This is a genomic window from Candidatus Latescibacter sp., assembly GCA_030692375.1.
Classification (GTDB): Bacteria; Latescibacterota; Latescibacteria; order Latescibacterales; family Latescibacteraceae; genus JAUYCD01.
Genome location: JAUYCD010000062.1, coordinates 23,659 through 42,448, shown reverse-complemented (window position 1 = coordinate 42,448; position 18,790 = coordinate 23,659). Strand labels below are relative to the sequence as shown.

Annotated in this window: 14 protein-coding genes; 11 read left to right on the top strand and 3 right to left on the bottom strand. The window is 49.9% G+C overall.

Features of this window, described 5'->3' with window-relative positions:
- Positions 1–70: 70 nt before the first annotated feature.
- Positions 71–2,230, bottom strand: coding sequence for a carboxypeptidase-like regulatory domain-containing protein (locus tag Q8O92_04125; GenBank protein MDP2982500.1), 2,160 nt, complete (start codon positions 2,228–2,230; stop codon positions 71–73).
- Positions 2,231–2,596: 366 nt separating this feature from the next.
- On the opposite strand from Q8O92_04125, the gene Q8O92_04120 reads away from it, so the two are divergent.
- The 3 genes from Q8O92_04120 (at position 2,597) to Q8O92_04110 (ending at position 6,120) form a co-directional block, all read left to right on the top strand.
- Positions 2,597–3,556, top strand: a complete 960-nt coding sequence (locus Q8O92_04120; protein ID MDP2982499.1) for a flavodoxin family protein — start codon at positions 2,597–2,599, stop codon at positions 3,554–3,556.
- A gap of 139 nt (positions 3,557–3,695) precedes the next feature.
- Entirely contained in the window at positions 3,696–4,604 is a 909-nt protein-coding gene (locus tag Q8O92_04115; GenBank protein MDP2982498.1) for a cupin domain-containing protein, read from the top strand.
- 346 nt (positions 4,605–4,950) lie between these two features.
- On the top strand, positions 4,951–6,120 hold the full coding sequence (locus tag Q8O92_04110) for a bile acid:sodium symporter family protein (protein MDP2982497.1): 1,170 nt from the start codon (positions 4,951–4,953) through the stop codon (positions 6,118–6,120).
- Between the two features lie 316 nt (positions 6,121–6,436).
- Here the strand turns inward: Q8O92_04110 and Q8O92_04105 are convergent, their stop codons facing one another.
- Positions 6,437–7,111, bottom strand: coding sequence for a hypothetical protein (locus Q8O92_04105; protein ID MDP2982496.1), 675 nt, complete (start codon positions 7,109–7,111; stop codon positions 6,437–6,439).
- Complete coding sequence (locus tag Q8O92_04100; protein MDP2982495.1) at positions 7,101–8,321, bottom strand: PLP-dependent aminotransferase family protein; 1,221 nt, start codon at positions 8,319–8,321, stop codon at positions 7,101–7,103. Before Q8O92_04100 ends, Q8O92_04105 begins: the two co-directional genes overlap by 11 nt.
- Positions 8,322–9,024: 703 nt before the next feature.
- Between Q8O92_04100 and Q8O92_04095 the strand changes: the two genes are divergently transcribed.
- The 8 genes from Q8O92_04095 (at position 9,025) to feoB (ending at position 18,783) form a co-directional block, all read left to right on the top strand.
- Positions 9,025–9,936 carry an ATP-binding cassette domain-containing protein gene (locus Q8O92_04095; protein ID MDP2982494.1) on the top strand — a complete coding sequence of 304 codons (912 nt, stop codon included), beginning with the start codon at positions 9,025–9,027 and terminating at the stop codon, positions 9,934–9,936.
- Positions 9,929–11,245, top strand: a complete 1,317-nt coding sequence (locus Q8O92_04090; GenBank protein ID MDP2982493.1) for an ABC transporter permease — start codon at positions 9,929–9,931, stop codon at positions 11,243–11,245. The genes Q8O92_04095 and Q8O92_04090 overlap by 8 nt, the downstream gene beginning before the upstream one ends.
- Positions 11,246–11,558: 313 nt before the next feature.
- The gene (locus tag Q8O92_04085; GenBank protein MDP2982492.1) at positions 11,559–12,812 is read left to right on the top strand and encodes a glucose-1-phosphate adenylyltransferase; all 1,254 of its coding nucleotides are present in this window, start codon (positions 11,559–11,561) and stop codon (positions 12,810–12,812) included.
- Positions 12,813–12,975: 163 nt separating this feature from the next.
- Positions 12,976–13,116 carry a hypothetical protein gene (locus Q8O92_04080; protein ID MDP2982491.1) on the top strand — a complete coding sequence of 47 codons (141 nt, stop codon included), beginning with the start codon at positions 12,976–12,978 and terminating at the stop codon, positions 13,114–13,116.
- A gap of 101 nt (positions 13,117–13,217) precedes the next feature.
- Positions 13,218–14,393 (top strand): hypothetical protein, encoded by a 1,176-nt coding sequence (locus tag Q8O92_04075; protein MDP2982490.1) that lies wholly within the window; start codon positions 13,218–13,220, stop codon positions 14,391–14,393.
- Between the two features lie 102 nt (positions 14,394–14,495).
- A complete protein-coding gene (locus Q8O92_04070) occupies positions 14,496–15,896 on the top strand; it encodes a HAMP domain-containing sensor histidine kinase (protein ID MDP2982489.1) in 1,401 nt (466 codons plus the stop codon).
- A 207-nt stretch (positions 15,897–16,103) separates the two neighbouring features.
- Entirely contained in the window at positions 16,104–16,784 is a 681-nt protein-coding gene (locus tag Q8O92_04065; GenBank protein MDP2982488.1) for a DtxR family transcriptional regulator, read from the top strand.
- Positions 16,729–18,783 carry a ferrous iron transport protein B gene (gene feoB, locus Q8O92_04060; protein MDP2982487.1) on the top strand — a complete coding sequence of 685 codons (2,055 nt, stop codon included), beginning with the start codon at positions 16,729–16,731 and terminating at the stop codon, positions 18,781–18,783. Before Q8O92_04065 ends, feoB begins: the two co-directional genes overlap by 56 nt.
- Positions 18,784–18,790 lie beyond the last annotated feature (7 nt).

The following is an 18,790-nucleotide window of genomic DNA, read 5'->3' as shown; positions in this document are numbered from 1 at the left end:
GAGGGGGACAGGGGGTGAGGTAAAGAAATACAAGAAAATAATGTACAATTGACTTTATTGCCGTATCATCCTACATGGTACCCTGATAGATATGAAGAATATAAGCTCCGGTTGTGCCTGTCTCGGTGCCCTCCACATCGCCCTTGGCGTTGTAGTAGGTCACGTTGTAATCCCATTCCAGCCGGACATCAGCCCGATAATAATAGCCGGACTTGTCCGCCGGAGCGATCCTGATATTAAGATTCGGGGTGCTCTGTGTGGATGATACCAGAGTTTCTCCTCCACGCTGGGAAGATATTTTGAACCGGACACCGGAAAGCTTGGTCACCGATTCTGAGGCGCTTTTATAATCACCCTGATAGAGACCGGTTGTCCAGGTTTCGCCCCGAAACAGGGAATAGGTCGCGGTGAGAGTGAGCGTCACCTCTTCGTTCAAATTCACGGATGACTGGATATCGATCTTCGCATTTCCCCCGGAATAATCCGTAATTATTGTCGGCACTGCGATCATGCCGTCGGGGCCGGTCAGGGTGCCGGTCGCGGACACCGTGAGAGGATTCTGCGCCCGGATACCCGGAGTGAGCACATAATTCGCCTTCGGAAGTTTGAGATCGACAGTCTTCTTTTTGGCCTCGATAACATACTCTTTGAGATCAATTTGAACATTAGTAGGTTTCGTCCATTCCACAGAGAGAGGAAAATCAACAGAATCTTTGTCGGCGTTGTAAAATAACCTTATAATATTTTCACCCGGGAAAATACGGGGCAGATAAAACTTACCGTCCGCTCCTGTGCGAGTGCTCATGAATGTGCGGTATTCGGTCCCGGCGGACTGGGAGATGCATTGAAGGTGCGCCCCAGCCACTGGCTTGTTCTGGCTATCGACCACCACCCCCGTCCCGTTGTAGGACCATCCCATCGGTTCGAAGAGCGCGGGGAGTTTGAACCGGTCATCGCCTCCCCTCCCGTCGAGATAATCCTGGATGAACGAGCGCAACTCGTTTACATCACGCGGGCCTCTTGCAAGGATGCCGAGAATATCGCTGACGGATGCTCCGACCAGCGGCGCCTTTACCTTTGGAGTAGTCTTATCAAAGGATATTATTTCACCTTCGGTTTTCATGAGAGCGCCGAGAAGTGCTGCGCCATAACCTTCCTGGCTCGGATAGTCGTAACTGTCAGGAGCCCGGCTTTGGAAAAACGTTCGAAAATTCACTCTTTTCAGATCGGTGCCGTTCAGCTCTCCGGTTATCATATAGGTTGAGAAATAGGCATATTCCTCGAGGAGAACCTTACGGCCCTCACTATATTCTGCAAGACCGTGATTAGCGTAAGCATTCCAGTCCGTTATTCTGTTAAGGATTTCGGCGAAACGGGGATATCCGGTAAGCACATGGGTCATATAGTGCCCCACTTCATGCGCGATTGTCGCCAGGTCGGCTTTTTTCTCTCCGGGATAAGGGTTGAACTCAAACACAGCATTTGACCATATCATGCTGTTGTTGCCCGTATAGGCGTTTCCATCATCTTTAAATGCAAAGGTGTACTGAAGAGACCCGTTAACCCGATTCCGGGCGCTTGTATAGAGCGATGAAGGGAGATTATCCAGCCATTGATCCACAACCTGTTTTGTCGTTGTTCGAATCGCTTCAATATTCGCAGCTACATCCGTTCCCCCGGAAATTGTCGAGATAGCATAATACTCTTTCTGTTGTGTTTGAGAAAGACCAGCGATTTTTAATGCAGACAGTTTAACAGGTGAAAGAACGTTAAAAACCACATATCCGCTTGAATCTGCTATAGCCGGAATACCCCACCAGCCTATAAGGCCGCAACCGTCGATGGCAGCCTTGCCGATTGAGCCGTATGAGAAAAGAACCACCTGTTCTCCGGTTTTATGGGGCACGGCGAGTTGAATGGATTCCGAACCGGTGTAATCCACAGAAAATTTCTTTGCCTGAATCGAAAGGGAAGGACCGGAGGTTACCGAAGCGATAGAAAGAGTTCCGCTCGCCCCTTCGGGAAATTGGAATGTCGCGCCGGTAATGGAGTCTTTCAGTGCGGTTCCCGCCGGTCCGGAAACGGTGTAAACAGCGGGATTACCGGTTGTAAATTCCTTCTGGTTCGTATCTGGTGAAAGAGGGTTTTTACTGCTCTTCGAGCATCCGGCCATCACCAGAAACGAGAGAACCAGGAGCAGCACAGGATAGGTAATCCGTGAAAGATTCATGGCAGACCTCCGTGAGTAAGAGTTCAAGATACGTATACAACTAATAATTGAGCAATTTTTACCGTCAGAGAACAATGCGAGAAGGGATTTTTTCTTGAATATTCAATCGGTCGGACGTCCTCCCTGTCAACCCTCACAAAGTATATATAGAAAATCCCAAAAAAGAAAATACAAAAATTCTTATTATCTTTTTCAATATTGATTATTATCGGATGTAATACCCGAATCCCCTTGACATCAATTCCAGAATTTTGATTAATTCTCTTAGGCCGGTTCACGATCAACCCTTCAGGTGTAGTATAATACATTCGAGAGGCCGGAATCGAATCGGGGAAAAAACTCAGTTAAGATAGAGGAGAGAAACGAATGGCGTGTCTCATGGTGGTTCAGGGAAGCGGCAGGAAAAAAGGATTTACCTCCTCGCTCATGGAGAATGTGGTCCAGAACCTGGAAGGGGTGAAAGGACTCGATGTCGAGGTCTACCACCTGCACGACTATACCTACGGCCCCTGCAAAAGCTGTTTCCACTGCATCCGGAATGTGGGTTCGGGCTGCGTCCTCGATGACGACTGGGGCAGGAAGCGAAAGGGCGAGCTTTTCCAGGGGTTTATCCGCGCGAACGGCCTCCTGGTGGTCGATCCCGTCCACGGCTGGGGGATGTCCGCACAGGCGCGGCTGTTCCTCGAGCGCATCTACCCTACCTTCTGGGAGGGAATTCCCTACGGCCTCCCGTTCGCCTCCATTTCCTGCGCCTCAAACCAGGGCTTCCAGACCCGCGCAACCGCAGAGCTCTGCAAACTCGCCGCCGGGAGCGGATTCCGCTACATCGGAGGTCTGCCGGTGCATGTGGCCTATATCCGTGAGGCCCGCCCAAAAGCGGTCGAGCTGGGCTTCCGCATCGCCGAGGCCGCCCTCGAGGACGAGCGCAACGGCCGTCACAAGCTGACCGACGAAGAGATTTTCCTCATGTATATGGGAACCCCCTGGGACATCGTGGACGGCTACCTGGAAAATATCACCGACGGCACGTTTGCCTACGAAACGTCCGTTCCCGCCCGGGCGCTCCGTAGCGGCGACTTCACCGACCCGGAAGCGCGCGGCCTTCTCGAAAAGACCTGCACTCACCTGAAAGCCGCGCTCGATCATTACGCCGCACACGACCGCCGCACCTCAGCAATAGAGCTATCGCTGGTGGCCAAATTCTGGACTAACGCCACATACAAGCAATTCCTTGAAAAAGATGTAGTCAAGGCGCATATCCCGAAGGCGTACCGGCCGCTGGAGGAATCCTGTCAAAAGATAGATGCCGAAACAAGTTCGGCATGACCAGAAACCGTGTCACCCTGAACTTGTTGCCGCTTCGCGGGAACGATAAAACCGTTTCAGGGTCTGAGGAGTGTGTAAACCGACTTTTTCACCTGACTGCCATCGTTCAATACTTAAAAATTTCACAAAGGACGCTCCCATGAAACGTATTTTTCTCCCGCTCACAATGCTCATTCTATGGATGTTCTGGCCCTCCCCCTCCCTCGCCGAGCAGAAAGGCAAGCCCATTTACTGGAGCCTGGTTCCCTCGACATACAAGGACACACCCAAGTGTCACAGCGGCGCGGGAACGGTGAAGCTGTCGCCCATTTACGGCACCCCTGATTTCGCAACCAACCTACGTGCGATCTCACGCGGCGAGATTCCCCCGCAGTGCAGCATCGGCGAGCATGTCCACCGCGGCATTGAGGAGATATTCATCATTCTGAACGCCAACGCACAGTTCACTGTGAACGGCCACACCGCCGAGCTTCCGCCAAGGGCTATGGTGGTCTGCCAGAAAGGCTCTTCACATGGCATCTACAATCCCAACAGCGATGTATCGCTTGACTGGCTCTATTTTGCGGTGAGCATGGTGAAGAACAAGTGGGATTCCATCGATTTCGTGGATGATCTCTCGCAGAAGACACTAGAGTCACCGCCGCCGTTCCAGTGGACGCTTCTCGACCGCCGCTTGCTCAAATCTGCCACGAACGCCCACGGCGGCAAGGGAACCATTCTCTTCCGGCGCTGTTTCGACAAAAATTCCTTCGCGACCAACTGGGAGTTCATTGACCACTGCATCCTGCCTCCGGGAACCTCTATCGGCTACCACCAGCACAACATGATCGAAGAGGTCTACTACCTGGTTTCGGGAAGCGGGAAGGTTACAGTGAACAATGTCACCTGGGAGGTGAAAGCGGGGGACGCCATTCCCTGCACCATCTATGACTCGCATGGCCTCTATAACAACTCGAACGGGGAGATCGAGCTTGTCGTAGTCTCGGCCGCACTTGAAAAGGGCAAGCGGAACGAAAAAGACCTTGGCGATGATCTGAGCACCAGATAACCCGAATTCTTCCGTTTTCCCTTGCCTTCCACTCAATTATTATAGATATTCGAAAGAATAAGAGGATAACTTTAATTCGGTTATGGCGTTAAGTCGGCAATATAAGTAAATAAGAGAAATTGAGTGCTCCTGTGTCTTTAAAATCCCCCCTGCCTACGGCATCCCCCCTTATTAAGGGGGGAATTTAGGGAGAGGGTTCTGTCAAATCCTAATAAATCTTTACATATTACTAGGAACAATTTTCTTTTTCCCCCCTTAATAAGGGGGGTAGGGGGGATTAACCTTTCGGATGATCACTTTAGCTTACTTAACGACATAACCGTAAACTTTAATGCAAGGAGATGCAATGGAGGGTTCATCAAACACAATGGGTAAAAAAATATATACGGTTTTCCTTGTTGCGACTGTTGCCTGCCTTGTCGGGATCATCGCCATGATCGCCATGGGAAGGCTGGCTGAGGCAGGTCCTCTCTTTGTCGGGTTGTTCGCTTTTTTTGCCATGTATTCACGGGGAAATGACGCGCTGAAAGGGTTTGCTTTCACCATCTGGATTTTCGCCGCAGTTTCGGTTTCCATGTTCTACCCCTACCTTTTCCAGCAATGGGGCAGTTACAAGCTTACCAGGCTGATTGAACCATTGATGATGATCATCATGTTTGGCATGGGAACCGCAATGAGCGTGAGGGATTTCACCCAGGTGCTCCTCATGCCCAAGGGGGTTCTGGTTGGCATGACCCTGCAGTTCACCGTGATGCCGCTTGTTGGATTCACCCTTGCCAAAACCTTCGGATTCCCGCCGGAAATAGCGGCAGGAGTGATCCTCATCGGATGCGTCCCCTCCGGACTCGCTTCCAATGTGATGAACTATATCGCCGGATCGAACCTTGCGCTTTCGGTCACCATCACCGCATGCGCAACCCTGGCCGCCCCCATCATGACCCCGTTGTGGATGAAATTTCTGGCCGGGCAGTTTGTGCCGATCGACTTCCTCCTGATGATGTGGGGTGTTTTCAAGATAACCATCATCCCTGTCTCTGCCGGTCTGATTTTCAACAAATTTATGCACGGCAAGGTAAACTGGCTCGACCGCTCCCTTCCGATCCTTTCCATGGGCGGCATTGTTTTCATTATCGTTGTTATCACTTCCGCCGGAAGGGACAATCTGCTCGCAGTGGGGCTGATGCTCCTCGGCGCCGAGATGATCCATAATACGATGGGATATCTGGGCGGTTACTGGGGAAGCCGTCTCTGCGGGCTGGATGAAAAATCCTGCCGGACAGTAGCTATAGAAGTCGGCCTGCAGAACGGCGGCATGGCCTCCGCCTTAGCCATCAACGTGCTGAAAAGCCCTGCGGCGGCCCTGGCGCCTGCTATTTTCGGCCCCTGGATGAACATCTCCGGCTCCATCCTGGCCAACTGGTGGCATGCCCATCCAGCAAAGGACAGGGTAATTCCTTCCGCAGAAGCGGAAAAAGAAGCGATGGTTGAAGAGAAAATCATACCCAAAGATACGTGATAACTCACTCGCACACATAACTTTAAAAATGCCGGCCTGCCATAGACCGGCATTTATTTCCTATTTCTGCATAGTCCGGCAAATATTTCCCGATATCAGGTAAAGACGGCACCGAAAAGCTTTGCTCCCAGTGTCTGGTGGTTCACTATCCCGCGCTCAGGGAATTGACCAGAGTGATATAGAAGACTTGTGAATATGTTGGTTTTGTTATCATGTAGACCCTGAAACGAGTTCAGGGTGACCGCGTCATGCCGAACTTGTTTCGGCATCTATCATATAGACTAGACAGGATTTTTCACAAGTCTTATAGAATCAGTCATTGAAAGAGAAGTTTTATTTTTCCCCAGGTGTTGATTTTGACAGGCGGCTGCAGCTTGAGAAGATCGTACCTGCTTCCCACAATGGTGGAAGGATGGGAGATACCCGCAGATATTCCCGAAGTAGTATTGCTCATGGTGATACCTTCGTTCGAAAATCGTGTTCCGAGATCAAAAGCCAGCACAAGATCCTCTCCCCTTTTCAAATCGCCGTCACATAACCTGAGCAGAGCATCGACTCCGGAGGATGGTATGGTCATGACCAGTGGAGAATTGGAGAGAAACCGGAAACTGCTATCCTTACGGCCATCCACATAGACATCTATTGTGATGTTGATGAATACCGGAACATCCGGCCTGGCCTTTTCAAAAGCGTCTCCCTGATTATTAAGGATGATGTGAATTTCTATAGGCCGTGATCCAGGTGTCTGCTGAATAAGGAATCGTGTTCTTTCCAAAGCATAGATCAGTTTTTGTGCGCCCGATGCATACGAAGGAAGAGAAATCGACGGTATGGAGAACTCTTCTCCCTCCCGTGTCGCCTTTGGGGGATTCAGGGGCTCGGTCTGGTACTGTTCGAGATATATTTTCCAGGTGATATCGGCGGCAAAAGCCTCCGATACAGAAACAAGGATGAGAAAAAGGGAGAAAAACAGCGGCAAATTAGTATACATGTCTCTTCTTGGCCATCTCTTCCTTGATTGCTGTAGCTACTCTCTTAACCCCTTCGGTAATGGTATCTTCATCCGGCCGTGAGAAACACAGGCGGAAATGCCCGTGATTCTGGTGATCGAGGTAAAAGAACTTGCCGGTGAAATAGATGACCTTGTTTTTAACCGCGGTCAGGAGAAGCTGGTCGTTATCGATAGAGTCCGGCGTGGTGACCCAGACATAGAATCCACCGTGGGCAGGAGTCCAGGTGCATCCTTCGGGCATATACGTTTCCAGGGCGCGAAGCATGGCGTCACGGCGGCTCCGGTATCCCTTCCTGATTTTCTCGATATGGCCGTCCAGCCAGTTGTCAACGTGCAGTTCGGCGATGATTTCCTGATTAAGGGCGGGGGCGCCGACCTCGAGCATGGGACGGCAGGTATTCCATGTTGCAGTCATCTCTTCTGGCACCACCGCCCAGCCGACCCGGAATCCCGGAGAAACCAGCTTTGAGAAGCTTCCCAGGTAAATCACCGAATCGGTCGTATCATACGCTTTTACCGCTGTCTGGTCCAGGTCGTCGTAGAGGAGCTCGCTGTATGCATCATCCTCAGCGATAAAGCAGTTGTATTCTTCCGCTATCAGGGGGAGTTCTTTTCTTCGCTCCTGGGAGAGCATGATACCTGCCGGATTGTGGTAATTGGACATGAGATAGATCATCTTAGGATAGATACCCTGCTTCGAGAGACGGGCGAGTGTGTCCCGCAGAATATCCGTCCTGATACCGTCCGCATCGATGGGTATCTCGACCAGATCGAATCCGGCGTTCTTGATCGAATCCAAAGTGCCCATAAAAGTCGGCGCCTCGATGATCATGGTATCTCCAGGGTCCATGATTATCCGGGTGGCCATGTCCATCGCCGCCTGGGATCCGGCGGTCATCACTACCCGCTCCGGGCTGAGTCCCTTCACACCGCGTTTGGCCATGCGGTACACTACCGCCTCACGGCTGCGGAGAGTCCCTTGCAGGAACGGATAGGGAAAGATGGTTTCCGGCTCACGGGTTATCAGCGATTCGATGATTTCCGCTACTTTTTCAGTAGGATAGGAGCCGGGGTAAGGAACTCCCGGCGCCAGGGTCAGCATCCCGGGCTGTCTGGCCATCCAGAGTATCTCTGAAATATCGGATGAACGAAGCCCGGCAGCCCAAGAAGAATAGCGAAAATGCGGCACTTTTTATCCTTTCGTAATCTATAATGCGTTCAAATTCCTTTTATCTATCACTCACTTCTCCATCTCTGCTTATAGAAAAAAGAAGCTTTTCTCCTGCTCCTGCAATCCTTATGGGAAATCGAATAGTTGAATCAAATCAATTTATTCAATATTGCTCCATGAGTCAACCAAAAATACATTATGTCCGCGATCTCCCCAATTACGATGGAAATAGGGGAGAAACGCGGGAACAGTGGAGACATTAAAACCTGAACATAACTCGTGTCTACAATTATTTCTTATTCCTGGGGCACTACCTTTTGAGAACACCAAAAAATCGCGTCTAATATTTACAATAACTTACAACAATTATCAAACAATTATTTCAAATAACTGTTAAGATGATCCGGTAAAAAATATTAAAAAGCTCTCTAAACTGACGAAAACCTCACCCGGCCTTCGGCCACTCTCTCCTAATTAGGAGAGGGCAAAAACATAGCCAGCAATGAGTTACCCCCTCTCCTGACTAGGAGAGGGGGACTGGGGGTGAGGTTTAAAACACCAGAAAATAATGTAAAAATTACTTTTTGCCGGATCATCTGTTAAATAAAACTATAAGTTATTTATTTTAATTGCGGGAATATTCAGGGTTTATGTATAATTCAGATTAGAAAAAAAAACATATAATCCTGTCAAAAAAAAATAACAGCAGGAAAGGTCTCCTGTGAACACAGTCGAATTACAGAATGTAACCAAAACATTCGGCAAAACAATCGCGGTTGACGATATTTCTCTTTCGGTTCCTCAGGGCAGCATTTATGGTTTTATCGGACCAAATGGGTCAGGCAAAACAACGACACTGCGAATGATCATGAACATCTTTTATCCTGACAGCGGAAAGATACTCCTGTTCGGTGAGAAGTCCAGGGGCGCCTGCACTGATCGAATAGGCTACCTCCCCGAAGAGCGGGGCCTCTACAAGAACATGAAGGTGCGCGAGATACTCCAGTTTTACGGGAAACTCAAGTGCGGTAAAGATGTAACCGGAGAAGTCGACCGGTGGCTTACGAAACTCGATCTGTCCGATTGCGCCGCTAAAAAAGTGGGGGCGCTCAGCAAGGGAATGAGCCAGAAAGTACAGTTCCTGGCGACAGTGGTCACCGAACCGGAATTGATCATACTCGATGAACCGTTCAGCGGTCTCGATCCGGTCAACACGGAGAGTCTTAAGAATGCTCTGCTTGAACTTCGGGAAAAGGGCGCAACGGTGATATTCAGCACCCATGATATGAACATGGCCGAAAATATGTGCGATTTCATTTTCATGATTTTCCGGGGGGGAAAAGTGCTTGACGGCACCCTGTCATCCATTCAGGATACCTATGGCACCGATACGATCCGTATCAAGACCGGCAGCGGTCTCCCGGCATTGCAGGAACTGGACGGCGTTGAAAGCATAAACGATTTCGGAAGAATGCAGGAGCTTCGTATGTCGCCGAACTGCGATCCCCGGAACGTTCTGAAGACTATCCTTGCTAGGACATCCATATTGAGCTTTGAAATAGCAAAACCATCGCTCCATGACATTTTTATAAGGATTGCCGGGCCCGAGGCGAGGGAGGTGAAACATGCGTAAGATAATGACTCTAGCCTGGCGGGAATACAAGGCCGCAGTCAGGACAAAAGGGTTCATAATCGGCCTCGTTCTGATGCCGATCTTTATGAGCGGCGGTTTTATAGCCATGAAGCTGTCAGAAAGTCATATCGACACTTCCGATAAAAAAATTGCAGTCATCGACTGGTCGGGGAAGATTGCCGATTCCATTGTGCTGGCTGCAAAAACAAGAAACGAAACCGAATTGTACGATACTAAAAAAGGCAAAAAAGTCAGGCCGGCATACCTTTTCGAGGTCATTGACCCGAACAGGGAAAACCCTGCGAAGCAGCGGTTGGAGCTTTCGAACCTTATTCGCGCGAAAAAGCTGTACGCTTTCGTGGAAATCGGCGCCGATGTCGTTCATCCTGCAGGCAATCCCGAGAGATCGCGCATTGCCTATCACTCCAAGAACGCGGTATTGGACGATCTCCGGAGATGGCTGTCGTGGCCGGTCAACAACCAGCTTCGAAGCCTGCGGCTTGCCGATGCGGGTATTGATGAATCAAAAATCAGGGACCTGTTTTTATGGGTAAATATCGATGGCCTGGGTCTGGCCTCGCTGAACGAGGGAACCGGCAAGTTCAAAGACGCCGAACGCAGCAATGAAGGAGTTGCGATAGGCATTCCCATGATCATGATCATGCTGATGTTCTTTATGATCATGCTTGGGGCAAATCCGCTCCTGACCTCAGTAATGGAGGAAAAAACCCAGCGCATCGCCGAGGTGCTTCTCGGCTCGATACAGCCTTTCGAATTCATGATGGGAAAAATCATCGGCGGTGTGGGTGTGTCGCTGACCGCTTCTATGGTATATGTCATCGGTGGAATCACGGCCGGAAAGTATATGGGGCTTAGCGCTTATATTCCCTATCATTTGCTCCCGTGGTTTTTTGCTTTCATGATCCTGGCCGTATTCTTGTTCGGATCGATGCTTGCCGCTCTGGGGTCGGCCTGCAACGATTTAAAAGACGTGCAATCCCTGGCTCTGCCGGCAATGCTGCCGATGATGATACCCATGTTTATCATGACGCCGGTGCTCAGGGAGCCGTTGAGCGCCTTTTCGACCTGGCTTTCACTGTTTCCTCCTTTTACACCGATGCTGATGATGCTCAGATTGAGCACCCCGGCCGGCGTCCCTGTCTGGCAGCCGATTGTCGGAATTGCGGGAGTTCTGCTCTTTACTCTATTCTCAGTATGGGCCGGAGGCAGAATCTTCCGGATCGGCATCCTGATGCAGGGCAAGCCTCCCAAACTCTTGGACATCCTCCGCTGGGCAATACGAGGGTAAGAGGTGCAAAAAAGGTAAAGAACCATTTACTCGGGGATGAATATTATGTATATTATATGTGGCAATGACAATTATCAATCTCCCATTAATGATGATCCGGCAAAAAGTATTAAAAAGCTCTCTGAATTGACGAAAACCTCACCCGGCCTTCAGCCACCCTCTCCTAATTAGGAGAGGGTAAGGACATAGCTAGCAATGAGTTACCCCCTCTCCTGACTAGGAGAGGGGGGCAGGGGGTGAGGTTTAAAAACACCAGAAAATAATGTAAAAAATACTTTTTGCCGGATCATCATAAATATCCCGGAAAAAAATAATGAATAGAGTACTTGCGGTAATTCTCGGCGGCGGAAGGGGAATCCGCCTTCAACCTCTTACCAAGCTCAGGGCAAAACCTGCGGTTCCCATTGCAGGGAAATTCCGGCTCATAGATATTCCTATCTCGAACTGCATCAATTCAGGTATAAAACATATCTATGTCCTGACCCAGTTCAACCATGTTTCCCTGCACCGGCATATCTATCAGACTTACAAATTCGATTCCTTTTCCACAGGTTTCGTCGAAGTTCTCGCCGCCCAGCAGACTCTTTCAAGCGACCAGTGGTACCAGGGAACCGCCGACGCTGTCCGTCAGCAGCTTCCCCATCTCCGCGCCCAGAATATGGACCATGTCTTAATTCTTGCCGGAGACCACCTGTACCAGATGGACTACTCACAATTCGTCGACTTCCACCGTGAAACGGGCGCGGATCTCACTGTAGCGGTTAAACCGGTTTTGCGGGAACAGACCGGTGAATTCGGAATCCTGAAAACCGATTACAACAACCGCATTATCGATTTTCAAGAAAAGCCAAATGAAAACGAGGTGGAAAGCCTCATTTCGGATACCGGCGAACCAGAAAAACCTTTCCTGGCTTCCATGGGAATTTATGTCTTCAACCGCGGTCTTCTCGTCCGCCTCCTTACAGGAGAAAAGAAAGATGATTTCGGAAGGCACATCATTCCCTACGCCATCAAGCACCTCAACGTAAAAGCTTACAAGTTTCACGGTTACTGGGAAGACATAGGAACCATCAAAACCTTTTTCCGCGCCAATCTTGCCCTTACCGATCCGTTTCCCGCTTTCGACCTCTACCGGCGTGAGAAGCCCATCTATACACGGCCCCGCTATCTTCCGGCGAGCAAGGTGGACGGCTGTACTATACAACAATCGATCATCTGCGAGGGCTGTATTCTCGATAAATGTGAGATCGAACGATCCATCATCGGGATACGTTCCAAGCTCTCGCCCGGTTCCAGGCTGAAAAACGTGGTGATGATGGGAGCAGATGCCTTTGAAACCCTCGAGGAAATCGACCTTGACCGTATGGCGGGCTCTCCCATGGTGGGAACCGGAAACGATACGGTCATAGAAAACGCAATCATCGACAAGAATGCCCGCATCGGCGACCGGGTCAGGCTGGTCAATGAAAACCATGTCATGGAAGGGGTCTATGATACTTTCGAGGTGCATGACGGAATCATCGTAGTTTACAAGAATGCCATTATACCCTCCGGAACGATGTTCTAAACTACCCTGCCTACTCTTCAAATCGGTGAATAATTAACTATATAATGATGGTATTGTTATAGTTACTTCAAATCAAATTATGCTTGACTTGGAGTACCTGCCTTAAGTATATTTTAAAACTTTATACTCCCATTATTACAGTGGTTTATGTGGAATTATACCGGTGTGCATGTATGCCTTCATGGAGAAATCTTCCGAAAATGCGGTTATGATTTTTAGAATCGAGGATATTGATAAGGCGGTGAAAGCCCTCAAAGCAGGCAATGTGACCATCCTTGACCATGGAAGGATAACAAGGATCTGAAATGTTTCTTTTCACCCTATTACGGAGGGATTTACAGGGAGTAAAAAAAACCAGGTGGACACGATGTATCGAAAGGTTGGTTCCGGAATAAATTTCTTTACATGAATGAAGAACTCAATGGGGAGATGCCAGTGTTAAAGAAACTCGTAACTGCCGTTGCTTTTACAGCCGTAGTATTCAGTTCCGCGCCAATCACGGCTTCAGCCGATCCGGTGCAGGTTCACGGTTTTTTGCAGGCCCGCACTATTGTTGCAAACACCAATTATTCTGAACGTATTCACCGGTTCGGATTTCAGTTTTCCCAAAAACTTGATGATGAGTTTGACTGGCTGGTTGAAACATATTTTCATCCCTCTGAAACAGATGCCCCTTCGCGGCTCTATATGGAGAGCGCCTTTTTAAACTGGCATATGTCCAGCAAAATGCCCTGGGACTTCACTCTTAGAATCGGTAAGGGCCGGAATTATACCTACGGCATTACTCCTTCTTACAGCAGCAGGAGAACATCGGATTATGCCCTTTACAGCGAGGCTTTTACTAAGCTCAGAGTATTGGGGTTCCAGACCTTCTCGAATTTCGTCGACAATAAAGTTCAACTGGCTGTTGCACTGATCAATCCATACAGAACAAGCGACGGAACCGCGGCTAATCCTCTTTCCAGGCCAGTTCCGGATTTCCCTCTCGGTCTTTCCATTCCCATTCCCATTTGCGACCGTGACAATGATATCGGGGCTATCGTACAGCGTGTTGCATTGTCAGGAAGGCTTGGATACAAGGATAAAGTACCGGTATTGGGTATGTTAAATGTTGGGGCTTCTCTTTATGCATCTCAAAATGGACATGACAAGACTCCCGCTGGTGTAAAAATGAAGAATGCGGTTAATCGCTATGGTCTGGATGCCGAATTCAAAACGGACGCTGGTTTTATGGGTCAGGCACAGTTCACTCTGGCACAGACTCCTGTAGATTTGGATTCATTAGGAGTAGAGGGTAAAACCGATAAAATAAACGAGACCGCACTCAACCATAATGGAGGTGAAGTTCTCGTTGGTTATGAACAACCGAAATACGGCCTTTATGCCCGCTACAGCATGTTGACTTATGATAACAAGTTCCTGGATCTCAATCAGATCATGCTTTCGGCGGTTTACAAGATTCGCCCAACTATCCATCTCCGCCTTGAAGGTCTCATTAACGGCGAGAAAGAGGATGCAGCCAAGAAATGGAATAAAGTTAAAAATGACGTCTTCTTTTTTGAAACACTGTTTGCCTTGTAAGCCTTTATGATGTAAATTATAAGGGATGCGGTTATTACCGCATCCCTTATGGCAAGTCAGGAAACACCTTTACGGTTTTTGATTTGAAGATGGACCACCTGAATGGTATCTCCAAAGAACGGTAATACTGGCGCACAGGCTTTGTCCGAGACCGTGACTCCTCCCTCCGAAGGGTCTCTCTGGCGTCCCGGATGGTTTGTGACGATGCGGTTTATCGCGACGACCGGCGCGGCGATGGTGCTCCTTTTCACCCGGTTCGTTTTGGATATCAAAACCATCAATTATTCCTGGCTGTGGTTTATCACCGTCATCCTCTTCCTGACCAATGTATTCTACTTTCTCTACTACCGCTCGGGCAGCCTTAATCTGACCCTGGACATTTCTTTACTGAAACGACGATTCCTGCGGTTCACCCTGATACAGATCAATGCCGATCTGGTGATATTAACCCTTCTCATCCATTTCAGCGGGGGGGCGGCCAACCCCTTTTTCATTTTTTATTTCTTCCACATTATCATCGGTTCCATCCTGCTTTCAAAAAAGTACACCTATTTTGAAGCGTTCTTTGCCGCGGTGCTATTTATCGGAATAGCTGTTCTTGAAGCAGCAGGTGTGATCCATCATTACAAACTCTTTCCCTTCTCATTTTACTCCGATCCCCTGTTTCTGGCCGGGCTGCTTTCTGTTTTTACATTTTCGCTGTTCATGAGCGTATATCTCACAGCCACTGCCATGGATCGGTTGCGCATCCACCAGGTATGGCTGGAAAACTCACTTCGGGAACGCGACCGCCTGGTGATGGAGAAATCCCATTTCCTCGAAGTGGTAGCTCACGATATCCGGAGCCCGCTGGCGGCCATCGAATCCACAGCTATCTCGGCGCTGGATGCCTATGGCCATGAAATGAATCAGGGCATGAAAGAAACCATCGAGCGCATACCAAAACGCACCCGGGAACTAAGCCGGTTTATTCAGAATCTCCTCAGTTTCTCCCAGCTTCGCAATTTGAATGAGATTAAAACCCATTTCAAACATATCAATTTCCTTCCCATCGTGACCTCAACAGTGGAAATGTATATGGACGAGGCGCTGGAAAAGAAGATCAGGATGACAGTGCAGGCGGAACCGAAAATCCCTCTTATAATCGGCAGCGGCGAATACCTCGAACGCATGGTAGGCAACCTTATCTCCAATGCCATACGCTACACACCGGAGAACGGTTCGGTAACGGTCAAGGTGAACCATGACGAAAAGGATGTGATTCTCACGGTCGCCGATACCGGCATCGGAGTACCGGAAAAGGAAATCCCCAGACTATTCACCGAATTCTTCCGCGCCAGCAACGCCCGCAAGTTCACCGCCTCCGGCACCGGCCTCGGCCTTCCCATCACCCGCTTCATTGTCGAAAATCATGGCGGCACCATCAGTGCGAACAGCATCGAAGGTGAAGGCAGTGTGTTTACCGTCCGCATCCCCGCAGCACCGGCGAAACATGAATCATAAAAAGAATTTCTCTTGCTTTTTCGAAACTATTTGTTTATTCTATTAATGTTAGGGCTTTATAACATTGTTGTGCATGACTAACCGGATTTATTGCTGCGGTGAATAAAAATATGGATTCAAAAAATAGATGCCGAAACGAGTTCGGCATGACACGTGTCATCCTGAACTCGTTGCCGCATCTATATCTCATATAAAAACAGGTAAAATATGGCTCTCTCTTCAAGCATGGAAGATTATCTCGAAGCCATTTTCGAGATCGAGAAAACAACTGCAGCGGTACGGGTCCGTGATGTGGCCAAAAGACTCGGGGTGACCATGCCCAGCGTCAACGGCGCGCTCAAGAACCTTGAATCATTGGGTCTTATTCGCCATGCCAGATACGAATACATCGAGCTTACCCCGGAGGGAAGCCTTCAGGCCGCCAGAATCGCCTCCCGTCACCGGGTTATCCAGCTCTTTTTACGAGAAATCATCGGCGTTGACGAGAAAACCGCCGAAGAGGAAGCCTGCCGTATCGAGCATGTCCTCAGTCTTGGCACCACAGCAAAATTAACGGAATATATGGAGCAGAGTTTGAAACGTCCGCTCCCGCATTCCACTCACAAAAAAACAGTGAATGACCTTACCCCGGGAGCACACGGTATTATTTCTGAAATAAAGGCTTCCGACTCCATGCGTCAGCGTCTCATGGACCTGGGTTTGATCGAGGGTACCCGGGTGGAAATGATTCGTTCCGCCCCTTTAGGCGATCCCATACAGATCAATGTGCGGGGCGCCTCCCTGGCGATCAGGAGGAGTGAAGCCAGAACCCTGATAATCGAGGAAGATATTAATGCCTGCGGCGCCACCCATCATTATCGCCATGGCCGGAAATCCGAACAGCGGTAAAACGAGCCTTTTCAATTTCATGACCGGCTCACGGCAGCATGTCGGCAATTATCCGGGTGTTACCGTGGAGAAAAAAGAAGGCTTTGCGCAGGTTGATGATGTTCCGGTCACTTTCATCGACCTTCCGGGAACATACAGCCTGACTCCCCATTCCCCGGACGAACTGGTGGCCAGAAATGAGATAATCTCCGGCGAAGTGTCGGCCATTATCATTGTCGTGAACACCACCAATCTGGAGAGAAATCTCTATCTGGCCGCGCAGATTATAGAGACGGGCAAACCCTGCGTAATTGCCCTGAACATGTTCGATGAGTTTGAGCGTACGGGGAGCGTTCTGAATATTGAGCAGCTCTCCCGCCTTCTCGGCGTTCCCTGCGTTAAAACGGTGGGCAAACATGGAAAGGGAGTATTCGATCTCATGTCCGCCGCGCTCAAGGCTGCCCGCGCTGAAATTCCCGCAATCGGCAAACCGCCGCTCTACAGCCATGAAATGGAGCATGCCATCGAGAGAGTGGCCAGGCTGGTGTGGGGAAAAACTACCCTGAATGAGCGATGGGTAGCGATCAACCTTCTCATGTTCGGACCGCCGACGGCTGCAGATTCTTTTTCAATCGATCTCACTGAAGATGATTACAGCACGATCGAGATAGTCCGCCGCCGCCTGGAAGAACTTGAGGGAATCGGAATCGGGAGCCTGGTAACCGCCGGACGGTACGGGTATGCCTCCGGGGCAGTGGCGGAGTGCCTCAAAACCCGTGAGCACAGATATCAATCCCGCTCGGAAAGAATTGATTCGTTGATGACCAACCGGCTGCTCGGATTTCCTTTGTTCCTCATAATCCTGTGGTGCATGTTTCAGGTGACATTCCGCCTGGGGAGCTATCCTACCTTGTGGATCGGACAGGCCTTCGCTTCACTAGGAGCGTTGTTGAATGTCATACTCCCGGAAGGTTTCCTGCGTTCGCTCGCGGTGGACGGAATCATCGCCGGTGTGGGAGGGGTGCTCATATTCATCCCCAACATCATGATTCTTTTCTTCTTCATTTCAATCCTGGAAGACTCCGGTTACATGGCCCGCGCGGCATTCATCATGGACCGTGTCATGCATATTTTCGGCCTGCACGGTAAATCTTTCATCCCCATGATCGTTGGCTTCGGCTGCACTGTCCCGGCCATCATGGCCACCAGAATCCTGGAGAACAAAAGAGACCGAACCATTACCATGCTCATCCTGCCGTTTATGAGCTGCGGAGCGCGTCTCCCGGTGTATATTCTCCTGGCCGGGGCTTTTTTCAGTCCGAAAAATGCAGGAAATGTTATTTTTTCACTTTATATTGTAGGAATTATTCTCTCCCTGAGCATCGCCCGTATCGCCACCCTGCGTGGATCGTCCACCCCGTTTGTCATGGAGCTTCCCCCCTACCGTGTCCCCACCCTGCGGAGCGTTGTGATCCATATCTGGGAGCGGGCTTACCTCTACCTGCGCAAGGCGGGAACCCTCATCATGTTACTCTCCGTACTGGTCTGGCTCTTGATGTCTTATCCCCGTCAAGATTCCACTCTGCCCGGCAATGCGCCCGGCCCGGCAAACACGGCTCTGGAAAACACGTATGCGGGCAAGCTGGGGCAGTTCATCGAGCCTGCACTCCGGCCACTGGGACTCGACTGGCGCATCGGCGTCGCGCTTACTGCCGGGTTTGCCGCCAAAGAGGTGATCGTATCCACCCTCGGCACCGTGTATTCCATCGGCGGGAAAAATAAGGGCAATGCCGAGGTGACTATTCAAAACGCCCTCCGGAGCGATCCGATGTTCACCCCGGTCAAGGCGTACGGGCTGATGCTGTTCATTCTCATTTACGTACCCTGTATTGCGACACTGAGCATCCTGAAACGTGAGACCGGCGGCTGGCAATGGCCTGCCTTCATGGCTTTTTACACTACTGCCCTGGCATGGCTGATCAGTTTCATGTTTATTCGGGGTGCGGAGCTTTTTCTCTAAGGCTGCC